This window comes from Arthrobacter sunyaminii, from assembly GCF_018866305.1.
GTDB classification, from domain to species: Bacteria; Actinomycetota; Actinomycetes; order Actinomycetales; family Micrococcaceae; genus Arthrobacter_B; species Arthrobacter_B sunyaminii.
Genome location: NZ_CP076456.1, coordinates 1,582,314 through 1,597,086 on the forward strand (window position 1 = coordinate 1,582,314; position 14,773 = coordinate 1,597,086).

General features: G+C 62.1%; 12 protein-coding genes and 3 pseudogenes. 13 read left to right on the plus strand and 2 right to left on the minus strand.

The window, feature by feature from the left end:
• Positions 1-75: 75 nt before the first annotated feature.
• From KG104_RS06940 to KG104_RS06985, 12 genes and pseudogenes are all read left to right on the plus strand, one after another.
• The gene (locus KG104_RS06940; protein ID WP_372434078.1) at positions 76-1,545 is read left to right on the plus strand and encodes an amino acid ABC transporter substrate-binding protein/permease; all 1,470 of its coding nucleotides are present in this window, start codon (positions 76-78) and stop codon (positions 1,543-1,545) included.
• A complete protein-coding gene (locus KG104_RS06945; protein ID WP_104054677.1) occupies positions 1,542-2,270 on the plus strand; it encodes an amino acid ABC transporter ATP-binding protein in 729 nt (242 codons plus the stop codon). The genes KG104_RS06940 and KG104_RS06945 overlap by 4 nt, the downstream gene beginning before the upstream one ends.
• Positions 2,271-2,942: 672 nt before the next feature.
• Positions 2,943-3,356 (plus strand): DUF2510 domain-containing protein, encoded by a 414-nt coding sequence (locus KG104_RS06950; protein WP_207346547.1) that lies wholly within the window; start codon positions 2,943-2,945, stop codon positions 3,354-3,356.
• A 136-nt stretch (positions 3,357-3,492) separates the two neighbouring features.
• Positions 3,493-3,690, plus strand: coding sequence for a hypothetical protein (locus KG104_RS06955; RefSeq protein WP_207346548.1), 198 nt, complete (start codon positions 3,493-3,495; stop codon positions 3,688-3,690).
• A gap of 174 nt (positions 3,691-3,864) precedes the next feature.
• A pseudogene (locus KG104_RS18040) lies at positions 3,865-3,995 on the plus strand (recombinase family protein); the annotation flags it as partial.
• Between the two features lie 310 nt (positions 3,996-4,305).
• Complete coding sequence (locus KG104_RS06960) at positions 4,306-4,752, plus strand: hypothetical protein (RefSeq protein WP_207346549.1); 447 nt, start codon at positions 4,306-4,308, stop codon at positions 4,750-4,752.
• A 49-nt stretch (positions 4,753-4,801) separates the two neighbouring features.
• Positions 4,802-9,238 carry a hypothetical protein gene (locus KG104_RS06965; protein WP_207346550.1) on the plus strand — a complete coding sequence of 1,479 codons (4,437 nt, stop codon included), beginning with the start codon at positions 4,802-4,804 and terminating at the stop codon, positions 9,236-9,238.
• A 37-nt stretch (positions 9,239-9,275) separates the two neighbouring features.
• On the plus strand, positions 9,276-9,407 hold the full coding sequence (locus KG104_RS18195) for a hypothetical protein (RefSeq protein ID WP_273545210.1): 132 nt from the start codon (positions 9,276-9,278) through the stop codon (positions 9,405-9,407).
• 5 nt (positions 9,408-9,412) lie between these two features.
• Entirely contained in the window at positions 9,413-9,742 is a 330-nt protein-coding gene (locus tag KG104_RS06970) for a PadR family transcriptional regulator (protein WP_207346551.1), read from the plus strand.
• 2 nt (positions 9,743-9,744) lie between these two features.
• The gene (locus KG104_RS06975; protein WP_207346552.1) at positions 9,745-10,107 is read left to right on the plus strand and encodes a DUF1048 domain-containing protein; all 363 of its coding nucleotides are present in this window, start codon (positions 9,745-9,747) and stop codon (positions 10,105-10,107) included.
• Between the two features lie 22 nt (positions 10,108-10,129).
• Positions 10,130-10,955: pseudogene (locus tag KG104_RS06980) on the plus strand (ABC transporter ATP-binding protein).
• A pseudogene (locus KG104_RS06985) lies at positions 10,955-11,706 on the plus strand (ABC transporter permease). Before KG104_RS06980 ends, KG104_RS06985 begins: the two co-directional pseudogenes overlap by 1 nt.
• A 98-nt stretch (positions 11,707-11,804) precedes the next feature.
• On the opposite strand, the gene glnA reads toward KG104_RS06985, so the two are convergent.
• Positions 11,805-13,229, minus strand: coding sequence for a type I glutamate--ammonia ligase (glnA, locus tag KG104_RS06990; protein WP_104054675.1), 1,425 nt, complete (start codon positions 13,227-13,229; stop codon positions 11,805-11,807).
• Between the two features lie 250 nt (positions 13,230-13,479).
• Here glnA and KG104_RS06995 point away from each other — a divergent pair, with 250 nt between their 5' ends.
• A complete protein-coding gene (locus KG104_RS06995; protein WP_104160775.1) occupies positions 13,480-13,920 on the plus strand; it encodes an RDD family protein in 441 nt (146 codons plus the stop codon).
• A 97-nt stretch (positions 13,921-14,017) separates the two neighbouring features.
• Here KG104_RS06995 and KG104_RS07000 read toward each other — a convergent pair whose 3' ends face one another.
• The gene (locus KG104_RS07000; protein ID WP_104054673.1) at positions 14,018-14,770 is read right to left on the minus strand and encodes a DUF4191 domain-containing protein; all 753 of its coding nucleotides are present in this window, start codon (positions 14,768-14,770) and stop codon (positions 14,018-14,020) included.
• Positions 14,771-14,773: the final 3 nt, after the last annotated feature.

A 14,773-nucleotide genomic window follows, 5' to 3' on the forward strand; every position in this document is an offset into this window, starting at 1 on the left:
CCCCGCTGGGTAGGCTCTATGAGGCATTATCGGCATTTCTGTGCCGATTCGGAACATCTAGGAGACGTTTTCACCTTGCAAACCGGCACACGGGCCCGTCGAGGCCCGGCTAAGCTCGCCGCCCCGTTCATAGCGGCGACCGCGGCCATCGCACTGCTCCTTGGCGTCCCCGCAACCGCGGCCTACGCCGCTGAGGACCCCAAGACCGTCGAGGGCGAAAGCTTCTCCGTCGGCACGGACACCACTTTCGCGCCCTTTGAGTTCCGCCAGGACGGCGAACTCGTGGGCATCGACATGGACCTGCTCAACTCGATCGCCGAGGAAGAGGGCTTCACCGTCGACATCCGCTCCCTCGGGTTTGATGCGGCGCTCCAGGCGCTGCAGTCCAACCAGGTGGACGGTGTCATTGCCGGCATGTCCATCACCGAGGAACGCCAGAAGACCTTCGACTTCTCCGACCCGTACTTCGAGTCCGGCATCCAGATGGCCGTTGCCGAGAACAACAATGAGATCACCGGCTACGAAGATCTCGCCGGAAAGCGTGTGGCGGTCAAAACGGGCACCGAGGGCCAGACCTTCGCGGAGTCCATCAAGGACCAGTACGGTTTCACCGTGGTGGCCTTTGCCCAGTCCGCGCAAATGTACGACGACGTCAAGTCCGGCGGCTCCGTGGCCGTCTTCGATGACTACCCCGTGCTCGCCTACGGCATCAAGTCCGGCAACGGCCTCAAGACCGTCACGGACAAGGAAGTTGGGTCCTCCTACGGCTTTGCCGTGAACAAGGGCACCAATCCCGAACTGCTGGCGGCATTCAACTCCGGCCTGGCCGAGCTGAAGGACAGCGGCGAATACGACGAGATCCTGGACCGCTACCTCGAAGCAGGTGCTGAAGACTCCAGTTTCTGGTCCCTGGTAACGGACAACGCTCCGGCCTTTGCCAAGGGCCTGGGGCTGACGCTGCTCGCCACCGCACTGTCCCTGGTCTTCGCTCTGGTGCTCGGCGTGCTCTTCGGCTTCTTCAAGGTCAGCCACAACGTGATCCTGCGCGGCATAGCCACCACCTACGTGAGTATCTTCCGCGGCACCCCCGTCCTGGTGCAGGCGTTCTTCTTCTACTTCGGCCTGCCGCAGCTGATCGGACAGCCGGTGGACGTGCTGACCGCCGGCGTTCTGACGCTGTCGCTGAACGCGGGTGCCTACATGACGGAAATCGTGCGCGGCGGCATCCAGTCAGTGGATCCGGGCCAGATGGAAGCTGCACGCAGCTTGGGCCTCGGCTACGGAAAGACGATGCAGAAGGTCATCATCCCGCAGGCCGTGAAGATTATGACGCCCTCCTTCATCAACCAATTCGTCATCACCCTGAAGGACACATCGCTGCTGGCGGTGATCGGCTTTGCCGAACTCACGTACCAGGCCCAGCAGATCTATGCCGTGAACTTCCGCACCGCCGAGGTGCTGCTGATCGTGGGCGCCCTGTACTTCATCGTCATCACGCTGCTGACCAAGCTGGCGGATGTACTGGATAAGAGGTTTAACAAGTGAGCAAGATCGTCACCCGCGGACTGCGCAAGTCCTACGGCACCAACGAGGTTCTCAAAGGCCTCGACGTCACCGTTACCGAAGGCGAGGTGGTCTGCGTTATCGGCCCCTCCGGCTCCGGAAAGTCCACCTTCCTGCGCTGCCTGAACAAGCTGGAAGACATCACTGCCGGTGAGGTGGAGGTCAACGGGGTCAGCATCACCGATCCCAAGGTTGACCTGAACAAGGTCCGCCAGAACATCGGCATGGTGTTCCAGCACTTCAACCTGTTCCCGCACATGAGCGTGCTGCAGAATGTCATGCTGGCGCCGCTGGAGCTGAAGAAGGGTTCCAAGGCCGAGGTGCGGGCCAACGCCCTGCGCCTGCTGGACCAGGTGGGTCTGGCGGACAAGGCCGATGCCCGCCCCGCGCAGCTCTCGGGCGGCCAGAAGCAGCGTGTAGCGATTGCACGGGCACTGGCGATGGCTCCGGACATCATGCTTTTCGATGAAGCCACCTCCGCCCTTGACCCCGAGATGGTGGGCGAGGTGCTGCAGGTCATCCGCGACCTCGCCAAGGCCGGCATGACCATGGTGGTCGTAACCCACGAAATGGGCTTCGCCCGCGAAGTGGCGGACCGGGTGATCTTCATGGCGGACGGTCACATCGTGGAAGAAGGCGACCCCGAGACGTTCTTCTCCTCACCCAAGCATCCCCGGCTGCAGGATTTCCTGGCCAAGGTGCTCTGACTCACCCCGGCGGCGTGCATCGGCTGCGCCACCCTAACGACGGCGGCTGTCCCCCTGAGCGGGGGCGGCCGCCGTCGTCGTTTGGTCTCCAGGCAGTGAGCAGACCCACGTTGAGGAAGTTCCGAAAGGCTCCTAGTCTTAAGGAAGCAGGGATTGCGGCGCATCGGGGTTTTCCCGAAAGACGCCGCCCTGCACTGCAGCGGCCGCGCTGTACGTCAAAGACTGCACTGCAGCAGCCGCACTGCCTTCCCGGCAGGAGCAGTATCCGCATTCCCCATTACGGCGCAGAGACGCCGCATGCGTGCGCTTGCATGCCAGCCGGAAGGCAGCCGCTCGCCTAAGGAATGCAACACCAATCGATTGGAGAATCCATCCATGCTGAAGCATGTCGCCAAGACCCGTCGCAGGACAAATCCATCAGTAACCGCACAAGTGGCAGCCATTGTCCTTGGCTGCGCCCTCGTGGCCGGAGGCGTTTCAGCGGCTGAGATCAGCATGCTGAACAGCTCTGGCGCTAATACTTCCGTCAGTACCGGATTTACGCCCTGACCTGCAACGGCGCTCGATCTGCCGGCTGAAAGCGGATACCGCGCACGGTCGGTTACGGTAGAACCTACAACACAGGTCCACCCGTGACCGCAATGCCTGCCGCCGAACCACCAGGAGATCCGCATGACAACGCCACTGCCCGGCTGGTACCAGGATCCGGCTCATCCCGGAGAGCAGAGATGGTGGGACGGCAGGGAGTGGAGCACTTACACCTTGCCCTTGGCAGCGCCTGAATCTTCAGGGTCAGGAGGCTCGACGGCGGGGAAACGGCAGCGGACCGGCAGCCAGCCAGATCCCGGTCAACCCGTTCACCCGGGGCCTTCCGGCCGTCCCGGATCCGCAGAAGCTGCGGCGCCTGAAGCGCCGGTATCTGCCGTTGACGCGGCCGACACCGAAGTGGCGCAGTCCTACCCCGGTGCCTCGTCGTACCCCGGTGCCTCGGGATATCCCGGCGGCAGGGAACAGGCATTCCCCTCCTTCCAGGCCAGCCGGTCGCAGCAGCCGCTGGGCTACACGGATCCGGCCGCGGGCTACTAGAGGTATCAGCAGGGATACGCAGGCACACATCCTGCCTATTCGGGATACTCCGGGTTATCCGGGCCACCTCAAGAACCCCCTGCGTTCAAACCCGCTTGCCCTGACCGGATTTATTCTGGGGATCGTATCCCTCTTCATGTTTTTTATCTCAATCGTCGGCACTGTCATTGGCCTTGCTGCCGGTGCCTTCTCGGCCATCGGGCTCACGAACCAGCGGGACCGGGCGCCCATGTACAAGGTGTTCGGCATCATCGGTTTGATTCTTGGCGTCATTGTTACGCTGCTATCGGTCCTGATCATTGCCCTGGTTTTCTCCGAGCCGTACACCTACTAGCCCCTCCCGCCTCCTGGTGGACCCAACCGTCCGGCAGGAGTAACGCCTGCCTCCCGCGGCCCGAACTGAAGGAGCCCGACGATGAACAGGTACACCGTGACCGCCGCCCCGGGCGAGCAGAACATGACCTTCACCCGGGATCCGCGGGGGAGCGAACCGCGGATTCGCGACTTCGTGGATACCGGTACCCCGAGGGGCTCCACGGTCTTCAGGTCATGCCTGCACTGGCCCAGATGGAGATCAAACGCGAACGCATCAACGACTCTGTTTCCAAGCGCCGTGCTGCCGGCAAGGACCTCGGCGGCCTGACTCCCAAACCGTGGGGCAGGGCCCCAATTCTATGGAAGTGGAACAGAGATCATAGTGGCTGTTAATTAATCTACTAGGAGCTAGGCTCACGCGTGAATGAACAAAAGCCCGACTTCTCCCGGTTACCACCCCGGCTAAGAACGCCGCAGTGCCCAAGCGCCGGCCAACGTTTCGCGAGCGATTTTTAGATGAGATAAGAACCTCGGTCCACGAGCACCACAGATGAGTCTTGTAGAAGCCTATGCGGCCCTCCCTTTCGTTACTAGAATCGCCAGTGTCGTTGCGAATCCGCAGGGAGGAAAAGTCATGGTTCTGGAGATCTTGGTTCCGATTCTCATGGGTGCGCTACTGAAGGGTGCCGACAAGTTTAGCGAGGGTGTGCTCAGCGCCGTTGAGGAAACCGCGGAGAAAGGAGCAGCCAGTGTGTTCGCGAGACTTAAGGCATGGTGGTCCTCCGACAAGTCCGCCGCTGAAGACCTGGGCAAGTTTGAGGAAGAACCCGACATCTATGCGCCGGTGATTGAGGCACGCCTGGTCAAGAAACTGACAGCGGAGCCACAGAGGCAGGCCGAATTCGCAGCGATCTTCGAGACCATGGGCTCCCAGATCGAAGTCTTTCAAACCATTGCCCGGGCGCACGGCATCACGGGGGCCAAGGTGGAGGAACTCTTGCGCGGAAGCGTAAACGTCCACCAGCGCATAGATGACGCATCTGATGTCGTCGGTGTGGATGTCAAGAAAATGGGTGCGTAAAGATGACACAAGGCAGCGCACCCCAGCCATCGGGTAGAACATAGTCCCCATGAGCCATGGGATGGGAGGACCGGGACTTCGCGGCGCAGACGACGAACAACTCTTCTATGAAGACCTAATCGCCGGGTATGTGCACTCTGATGGGTACGTGCGCCGGACCTGGCTCGAACAAGAGGTTATCGACCGACTCGGGCGCCCCGAATGTCAGTATGTCTTGTTGGTCGCCGAGCCCGGAGCTGGCAAGACTGGTCTGATGGCCGGCTTGGCTGATAGAAATCCCCAATGGCTGCGCTACTTCAACCGCCGCGACAGCACAACACCGCTGAGCGGTGGGGACGCCACCTCGGCGTTGATCCGTATTGGGCACCAGTTCGCGGCCCGGCAACCAGCCCTTTTCGACCCGCAGCGACTTGAGGTCGTGGTGAACCAACGCGTCACCCAGGCCGGTCCAGAGTCGAGCGTAGTAGGAGTGCGCATCGAGGATCTTCATGTCTCGCCATTCCATCGGACCGCCATCCGCGTTTCACAGGAAATCGGAGGGCTGAACGGTCATCTCGTCGGCGTGGAAGTGACAAACGCCACATTGGAGCCTCGGTTGCTGGCACCTGAGACCCTCCAGTACCTGGCCCTGATCGATCCGGCTGTGGTCTTGGGGGCCAGCCAGCCAGGAGAGCACGTTGTGGTACTCGTCGACGCGCTCGACGAGGTGTTTCGTTTCCGGGGTGGTATGAGCATTCTGGACTGGCTCGAGAGCGGACCCGAACTGCCGCCCAACGTGCGCTTCGTGGTGTCTTCACGACCTCATCCACGGCTCAAGGCGTTTGAAGGTGCCCGTGCCGGCAGCATCGAGGTTATTCGACTGGACGCAGCGTCAGCGGGGGTGCTCGACGACACACGGGAATTCTCTCGCCACTTGTTGGCGGTGTCGATCGCTGAGGAGCACCTGCCCGACCATGACGCCGCTGCCGAAAGGTTGGCACAAGCATCGGAGGGAAACTTCGCCTATCTCACGGCCTACGCGCGGGCTCTTCGCTCTGCAATGCAGGACGATAACGAGGCGACGCTCGATGATCTCCTTCGCCTGGATGAATTGCCGAAAGGTCTGGGTGCTCTCTACGCCACTTTCCTCCGTAACGTCCGTGAAGAAATCAACCTGCTCGGGGGCCTGGACGTTGAGAGTCCAGTTGGGCCTGCTGACAGGCTGACGCCGGCGTGGGAGGGGGCTGGCCAGCGTATGCTGGGCGTCCTAGCGGTTGCCAGGGCGCCGATGACGCTCGAACAGTTGATGAATCTAGGCGGCATCCGTGTGTGGAGGAGTGCTGCCATCAGCGTGTTGCAACGTCTTACCCCTTTCCTAGATGAGGTGGGTGTGGCCTGGCAGCTCTTCCACCCATCCGTCGCGGAATTCTTGACACGCGACGCCGTGGAGGAGGCTCCCGATCTCGGCGTGGAGGGCGATGAATGGCATCGCCGTATCGTACGTGCTTACCAGAAGGACACAAGCTGGGACAAGGTCGGCTGGGAGTCGATCGACGACTATGGGCTCCTGCATCTTGTCGAGCACCTCGTAGAGTTAGGTGATGCCAGCCGCAATGAAGTCAAGGCGCTCGTCAACCCGAGTTTGCGAGCCGCCTCCCGCAAGCGATTCCTGACAGACCTGCCGTTCAAACGTATCGTTGAAATAGCATTGGCCGAAGCCAATAAGGAGGCCGACCCCGGTAAGGCGTTGGCCGCCACGCTTTTCCTTGATGTGGTGAGAACTGAGTTAAGCAGTAGCGAGCGACTGCTTGCCCCCGCTGTCTTTGGGCTCATGGCCAAACTCGGCCGGTTGGGCGAAGCTGATGCGCGCGTCCAACTTCTGCTACCCAGTGAGCACCAGTTCACAGCGCTTCAGGCCATTGTCGCGTGCACGCCAGCCGCACAACGTCCGCTTCTTGGTGCACATGATGGAGCCGACCGTCTGGTGGCCGCTGCACTCGAGATGCCCGTTGCGCGCAACAAAGCCATCAAGGCGGCTGCCGAGACACTTGCTCCTTATGACCTCGATCGGGCTCTCGCAACGGCGGCAGAAGCCGAGAATGACGGCGCCCACAACGTGCACGACTCAGTGGTCGCCGCAGCGGTCCGTGCGGCCGGTCCTGCTTCAGCTCTGGGCCTGCTTGATCGCTTGCACGAGGGTCGGGCCACCGTTGCCGTTGACGTGGCGCAAGGAGCGGAACTCGTCGACCGCGAGCGACTGCTGTTGTTCGCCGAGCAGCACCTCGACGCCGAGACACTCCAAGGACGGATAACTGCCCTCGCAGGATTGGTCGCCGGATGGCACCAGTCGGACCAAGGGCGCTCCGCCAACGCCGCCTTAGAACTACGAGCCATGATCCAGCAGCCGCTCGAACAGAACGACTCTTCGGGGGACCGGCGGCGTGCCATGCTGGAGGCTGCGTCGATGGTGCGTCTGGCCGAGCCGGACCTGGCCGTATGGCTGCTCGACCGCATAGAAGAGGTAGACTCCACGAACAGTTGGGTGATGACCAGGGCCGCTGCGTTGTGGGCAGCATGGGGTGAGCGCGATAAGTGCCGCAAGGTGGCGGAACGCGTGCTGACCTACGAGCGGAGCCTGGGCTGGTACGGGCCAGCGGCGAATATTGCGGCGCTGGCCGTGGCCGTGAACACCGCAGATCCTGCCTGGGCTCTGGAATTGGCTGATGAAGCGGAGGGGCTCATCGTGAAAGCGGCGGGTTCAGTGCACGACCCGTTCGAGCGCAGCCGCGTCGACGCCACGCTGGGCGAAGTCGCCCGAGCCTTCAGTGCTTGGGATCGTGAACGCGCACTGAGGGTGGGCCGGCTCATGGGCGGCAGCTGGATCAGGGGCGGATCATGGGACTCATTCCACGGACGCTCCTCGGTTCTTGCCTGCATCGGTATTGACGCCTCCGACACCGACATCGACTTGGCCCGTGACCTGCTAGACGAATGCGCACCCGATCAAGCGCCGGCGGCCGTTCTGGGTCGTCACGACCCCAAGCTGATACGCGGCGGCCTGTTCCGCCCTGCCGAAGGCCTGGTCAGCAAAGATGAAGGGGTATTGCGGACGACAAATTTCATCGTCTTTATTAGGAATTCGGTGAATTACTGGTTTAGAGGCCGAGACTGGAGGTGGTTCGTCGAACCGGCGGAAGTCGCCCGCAGTATAGGGATGCCTCCCGGCAGCGCGGGTGCTGTTGCGTCATGGGCGGGGGTGATAGCAGCCGCTATCGAGCCAGTGGCTAAACTGGACAGGGATATGGCCATAGACCTGGCTGGATGGCCCTCAGATTCTGGTGAGCGCCTGATTGCCTGCGCCGCCTTGGTCAGGGCACTGACCGAGGCGGGCGACGGGCGCGCGGCTGCTGCCCTGGACGCTCTAGACCGCGCCGCTGTTAGCCTGCCCCGCTACGTCGCCGAGCTGGATCTTGAGAAAGTGGATCAGGGACCTGTACTGGCCTACCTCAACCCGTCCGTACGGGCGCGATGGGAGGCTGCCCTATTACTTCCGTCGAACGCCATGCACATCGCTGAGGAGCTCTCCAAAGCGACGGATTCTTGGTACTTAGATGCCACGCTGCGAGCCCAACGCCTCTGGGAGTTGATCTTGGCAAAGAGCCCAGAAGGCTGGGATCGCCAAACCATCATGGAAAGTATTAGCCGGGGTCTTTCCTCCATGGCAGGATATCCTGACGATATCCAATCGGACCTTGTCCGCGTAGCCGCAGCGTTGGCGCTGTCGCGCTTTGACGCCACTCAGGCCGAGGCGATTGCGGCCACAATCCAGCATCCCGGTCGAGCCCTTCTAGCGCGCATTCATGTAGCCGCCATGACAGCCGACGCTGACGCTGTGCCCGCAGCTTGTCGCGCCACCTTAGAGAGTGCACCCGCCGACCTCTCCGTCCTGGACCGTGCGGCCGCTGCCGCTACAGCTACCGCATTAGCCGCCGGCGAAGACAAGCAAGGGGCACTGGACCTAACGGACATTGGCGTAGCAGCACTTGAAGGGGCCGACGCGTTATCGGCGACGTGGGGTCTGGTTATGCTCGCGGCCAAAATCGACGGGCCTAGACGGGTCTTTCTCTTGCACGAAGCGCTGAGACGCGCTGAGGAGGTGGGCAACGTATACCTACGCAACGATGTACTGGCCAGTATGCTTGAACCAGCGACGCTCACCAACGATTCCTCAGTGATTACCATGGTTGCCCGGAGACTGCTAGCCGCTGATTGGCAGGTTCTGATGGAGGGCCTGCGCCGCGCTATTGGACCTCTTGTGACGCTCGCCGGTCCGGGTCTCCTTACCCAATTGGACGAAGCACTGTGGGCGGCGCAGCAGGTCGTGGGCGCAAACGGGCCACCGAAACACCTCGATGCCGTCGCCTCTCCGCCATTGAGGGTGCAGGTTCTGACCGCAACTTCGCCTGAGGCCGGGACCGTCGACACTGTTGGCTTTGACGTCCTCTAACTTGCGGCGGACGGCCTCCCGGTCTGCGGCTCGCTTCATGAAACAGCTGTCCAGTCTGCTGGGCACAGCTCCGCCGGTGGACGCCTACAACGTGCTAAAGGTCATCGGCAATCTCTCTATCGGTGCCGATTCTGACCAGCATTATGACGCTGAACAGCTGTACAGCTGACCGAGATGCTCAAAGGCACTTTGGAGGGCATTGTCCTTGCGCTCCTGGCCGTGAGCCCGGCATACGGCTATGAGATCACGGCCAAACTGCGGGAACAGGGATTCGCGGACATTGTAGAGGGTACCGTCTATGCACTCTTGGTTCGGATAGAAAAGCGGGGCCTCGTCGATGTCCAGAAGGTCCCTTCGGAGCAGGGGCCGCCCCGCAAGGTCTACTCACTCAATGCTTCGGGCCGGAAGTATCTCGAGGATTTCTGGGAATCTTGGGGATTTCTGGCAGACCGGATTGGCATGATCCGCCGACAGGCGGACCACGCGCAGGAAGAAGGGACGTAACCATGGCCGCGAAATGGATTGAGAAGGTGACCGGCCCCTTCGAAGACAAAAAACGTTGGCGGCAGTACAAGGCACGCAAGGACCGGCTGCCGCCGGGCTATCGCAAGGCAATCGACGGACTGGAACGGTACCCCATGTACGCCGGCCCGATCGCCAGGGGTGACGTTTTCCTGCAGATGCTGGAGGACCTCGCGGACCTGATTGAACGGGCAGCCGTTGACGAAACTCCCATCCGCGACATCGTGGGGGAGGACCCGGCGGAGTTTGCCGAGGCCTTCCTGCAGAACTATGCGGACGGCCAGTGGATTAACAAGGAACGGCTGTGCCTGAACAACACCATCAAAGAGGCCGCCGGAGAAACCTAGTCGCCTCGACTGGAGATCGAGCATGACAGCCAATCCACCCGCCGTCCCTGTGATCAGGGTCTGCGGGCTAAAGAAGTCTTTCCAAGATCTGCAGGTCCTGCAGGGGGGGCATAGACCTGGACGTAGCCGCGGGGAGCGTGCTCGCGCTGCTCGGGTCCAACGGGGCAGGCAAAACAACGCTGGTGCGTATTCTGGCAACAACGTTGAAAGCCGACTCCGGTGCCGCCGCGGTTTGCGGATTCGACGTCGGCACGAAGCCCGGCGAGGTGCGGCAATCCATCAGCCTCACCGGCCAGTTCACGGCAATCGACGATATGCTCACCGGCCGGGAGAACCTGCTCCTGATCGCCAGGCTGCGGCAGCAGGAAGACCCGAAGAGAACAGCCGACGGTCTTCTGGCCAGGTTCGCGCTGACCGAAGCAGGTAAGCGCAGGGCAGCCACCTACTCGGGCGGAATGCGCCGGCGCCTGGACATCGCCATGAGCCTGATCGGCGACCCGTCGGTGGTCTTCCTGGCCGAGCCCACAACAGGCCTTGACCCCCAGTCACGGGCCGAAGTCTGGGAAACCGTGAGAATCCTGGCAGACAGCGGGATCACGGTGCTGCTGACGACCCAATACCTCGAAGAGGCTGAACAGCTGGCGGACCGGATTGCCATCCTGCATCAGGGGGTCATCATCCGGAGCGGCACCCTCACTGAACTGAGGGCCCTGCTCCCGCCGGCCAGGGTCGAATATGTCCAGAAGCAGCCCACCCTCGAGGACGTTTATCTGGCACTCGTAGGAACCGGAGATTCCGGGACGGGTCTGGGCCTGGACGCCGCGGCGCCCGCAGGAGAGGAACCGTGATGAGCACGCATGCGCTGAGCAACACCCTTGCACTGACAGGACGCTCTCTGCGTCACGTCTTCCGCAGCCCGGATACGATCGTCACCACCGTACTGACGCCGATCGTGCTGATGCTGCTTTTCGTCTACGTGTTCGCGGGAGCGATTACCACCGAGTCCAATGAGTCATATCTCAGCTACACGCTGCCGGGGATCCTGTTGATTACCATTGCGTCAGGGGTGGCCTATACCGCATACCGGCTTTTCCAGGATCTTCAGGGCGGGATTTTTGAACGGTTTACGTCGATGCCGATCACGCGGTCAAGCGTTCTCTGGGCCCATGTCGTGACGTCGCTGGCGGCGAAACTGTTGTCCCTCTCCGTCGTCCTGATCATGGGTTTCCGGACAGGCGCTTCCGCTGGTGCCTGGCTCACAGTGGCGGGATTCCTCATCCTGTTCACGCTGGCGCTAACCTGGATAGCCGTCCTTGCCGGGCTCTCGGCGAAGACCATCGACGGTGCCAGTGCGTTCAGCTACCCGTTGATCTTCCTGCCGTCATCAGCTCGGCGTTTGTTCCCACCAGCACCATGCCGGGACCGGTTGCGTGGTTTGCCGAGAACCAGCCGGTTACCGCTGTGGTGGACACCATCCGTGCCCTGTTTGCGCAGGAGCCGGCCGGCACCGGGAACTGGGTTGCCCTGGCCTGGCTAGCGGCAGTCCTGGCCGTTGCTTACGCGCTGGCGATCACCAAATATCGGGGCAAATTCAGGTGATCCCGGACCCCTCATAAACACAGAGCCCCGCATGCCTTGCCGTGAGGCAGGGTATGCGGGGCTCTGCTGCGGGGTTGGCCCGCTGCCGGAGCTAGGGCTTAGCAGCCGTAGTAGAGCTCGAACTCGTAAGGGTTCGGGCGCAGCAGCAGCGGCTGGATTTCGTTTTCGCGCTTGTATGCGATCCAGGTGTCAATCAAGTCCTGGGTAAACACGCCGCCGGCCTGGAGGAACTCGTTGTCGTTCTCCAACGCATCGAGTGCCTCTTCCAGCGAACCCGGTGCCAGCTGGATGCCGCGGGCCTCTTCGGGGGGAAGCTCGTAGAGATCCTTGTCGATCGGGTCAGCGGGCTCGATGCGGTTCTTGATGCCGTCCAGGCCTGCCATCAGCTGTGCGGCGAAGGCCAGGTACGGGTTGGAGGAAGGGTCCGGAGCGCGGAACTCAAGGCGCTTGGCCTTCGGATTGGAACCGGTGATCGGGATCCGGATACCGGCCGAGCGGTTGCCCTGCGAGTACACCATGTTGACCGGAGCTTCGAAGCCCTTGACCAGGCGGCGGTAGGAGTTCACCGTCGGGTTGGTGAAGGCCAGGACGGCGGAAGCGTGCTTGAGCAGGCCGCCGATGTACCAGCGGGCTACGTCGGACAGACCGGCGTAGCCCTTCTCGTCGTAGAACAGCGGCGTGGAGCCGTTCCAGAGGGACTGGTGGCAGTGCATGCCCGAACCGTTGTCACCGAAGACCGGCTTCGGCATAAAGGTGGCGGACTTGCCCCAGGCATCGGCGACGTTCTTGACGATGTACTTGAACTTCAGCAGGTCATCGGCCGCGTGCGTCATGGTGGTGAACTTGTAGTTGATCTCGGCCTGGCCGGCACCGCCAACCTCATGGTGGGCGCGCTCAACCTCAAGGCCCGCGTTGTCCAGCTCCACGCAGATGGCGTCGCGCAGGTCAGCCTGCTTGTCCACGGGAGCCACGGGGAAGTAGCCGCCCTTGAACGGGGTCTTGTTGCCAAGGTTTCCGCCGGCTTCTTCGCGGCCGCTGTTCCACGGTGCCTCGATGGAGTCGACCTTGTAGAAGCTGCCCTGCGGGGAGGACTCGTACTGGACGTTGTCGAAGATGTAGAACTCGGCTTCGGAACCGAAGTAGGCCGTGTCGGCAATGCCGGTGGAGGCCAGGTAGGCCTCAGCGCGCTCGGCTACGCCGCGCGGGTCGCGGTGGTACGGCTCGCCGGTGCGGGGATTGACGATGGAGAAGTTCAGCGCCAGGGTCTTCTCGATGCGGAACGGATCCAGGAACGCGGTGGTCACGTCGGGAATCAGCTGCATGTCGGATTCGGCGATGCCCTGGAACCCGCGGATGGAAGACCCGTCGAAGAGCTGGCCGTTGATGAAGAAGTCGGCATCTACGGACTTCGCCGGTACGTTGAAGTGCTGCTGCACTCCGGGGAGGTCGGTGAATCGGATGTCGACGAACTTCACATCTTCGTCAGCGATGAACTTGAGGACTTCGTCCGCAGTTTTGAACATCGGTACTTTGCTCCTTATACACAATTGGGTGGATGACTCCGGACTGCACATCCTGACCTGCAGCAGGCTGGAAACGGGATCGCTGTCAACTGCTTAGAACTCTAGGGCCAACTAATTTCTCATCCGTGACGGCCGTGTTTCAGCCAAGTTACGCAAACCGAAGTCTCCCCTCCACCCTAGCGTGTACGGAACTGACGCGGGCATTTGCCACCCGGGCCGGCGCAACACACAGTCCGGGTAGTCTTAAACGGTGGTTGATAGAAGAAGTTTAGGTTCGTGGCTTGAAGGGCCTCCCTCCGACGAGAATTCCTGGCCGGGCAAGCGGCTGGGGCGGCCAAAGACCGGTCCCGGCAGCATCGCGCGCGTGGGCCCGCGGCTGGGCGCAATCATTATTGACTGGGCTATTGCCTCGGTCATTGGTTATGCGTTTTTTGGCGGCTCCTCCACCGCCATCCTCGCCATTTTCGCCGTGGAACAGATCGTGCTCGTGTCACTGCTGGGATACGGCATTGGGCACCGCGCGTTCAGCCTGCAGGTCCAGAAGCTGGACGGCCGGCCCGCAGGCCCGCTGGCCGCCGTCGTGCGCACGCTGTTGCTGTGCGTGGTGATTCCGGCCGTTGTCTTCGATGAGGACCAGCGCGGCCTGCACGACCGCGCCATGGGAACCGTCCTCGTGAAGGTCAAGCACTAGCGAAACCGTCCCACCCGCTGATTTGTTTGCTTTCCGTCAACAATGAAGGGCCCCTCCAGAGGAGGGGCCCTTCATTGTTTTGGTGTTGTGGAGGCCTTTACCGTCCGCGTGAAGCTTTGCGGTCCGGACGGGCCTTGTACGGGTCAATGCCCTTGGGGATCGGCAGGCGCGTTCCCAGGGCCGCCAGGCGCTTGTTGACGGCCTGGACTTCCTGCTTGGTCAGCGCCTTGGGCAGTTTCTTGGCCTTCTTTGCGACCTGTGACAGCGGGGTGAGGTTCTCTCCCTTGCCGGTCTGGATGACATGCACGGGTACGTTCGGCGCGATGCGGTTCATACGGCGGCGTTCGCCGTCGGCCAGTGCCTTTGCGCGGCCCGGTGCGCCCTCGGTCACCAGGACGATGCCCGGGCGTCCGATGGCACGGAAGACGGCTTCCTGGCTGCGCGGGTTCACGGCAACGGGCTGCTCTTCCAGGATCCAGCCGCGGCGCAGGATGCTGAGGGCGGCACCGGACGCTCCCGGCTGACCCTCAATTTGGGTGAAGGCTGCGCGTTCGGCGCGGCGGGACAGGATGAATACAGCGGCCAGCAGGCCCAGGGGGACCGCGATGATAAGCATCGTGATCCAGTTGTCGATCAGCAGCCCGATCAGCAGCCCGACGGCGATGATGCCCAGGAACGCACCTGCCATCACCCACACCAGGTTGGGGTCGTTGCGCCGCGTCATCTTGAAGACGTCGGCGATCTGCTTCATGCGGCCCGGGCCTTTTTTCTTCTTTTCCGCTTTGGGCTTGCGGGAGAAGAGGCCGCGGCGGGCGCTCTTGGGTGCGTCGGAATCTGTGCTGTTGGCCATAGT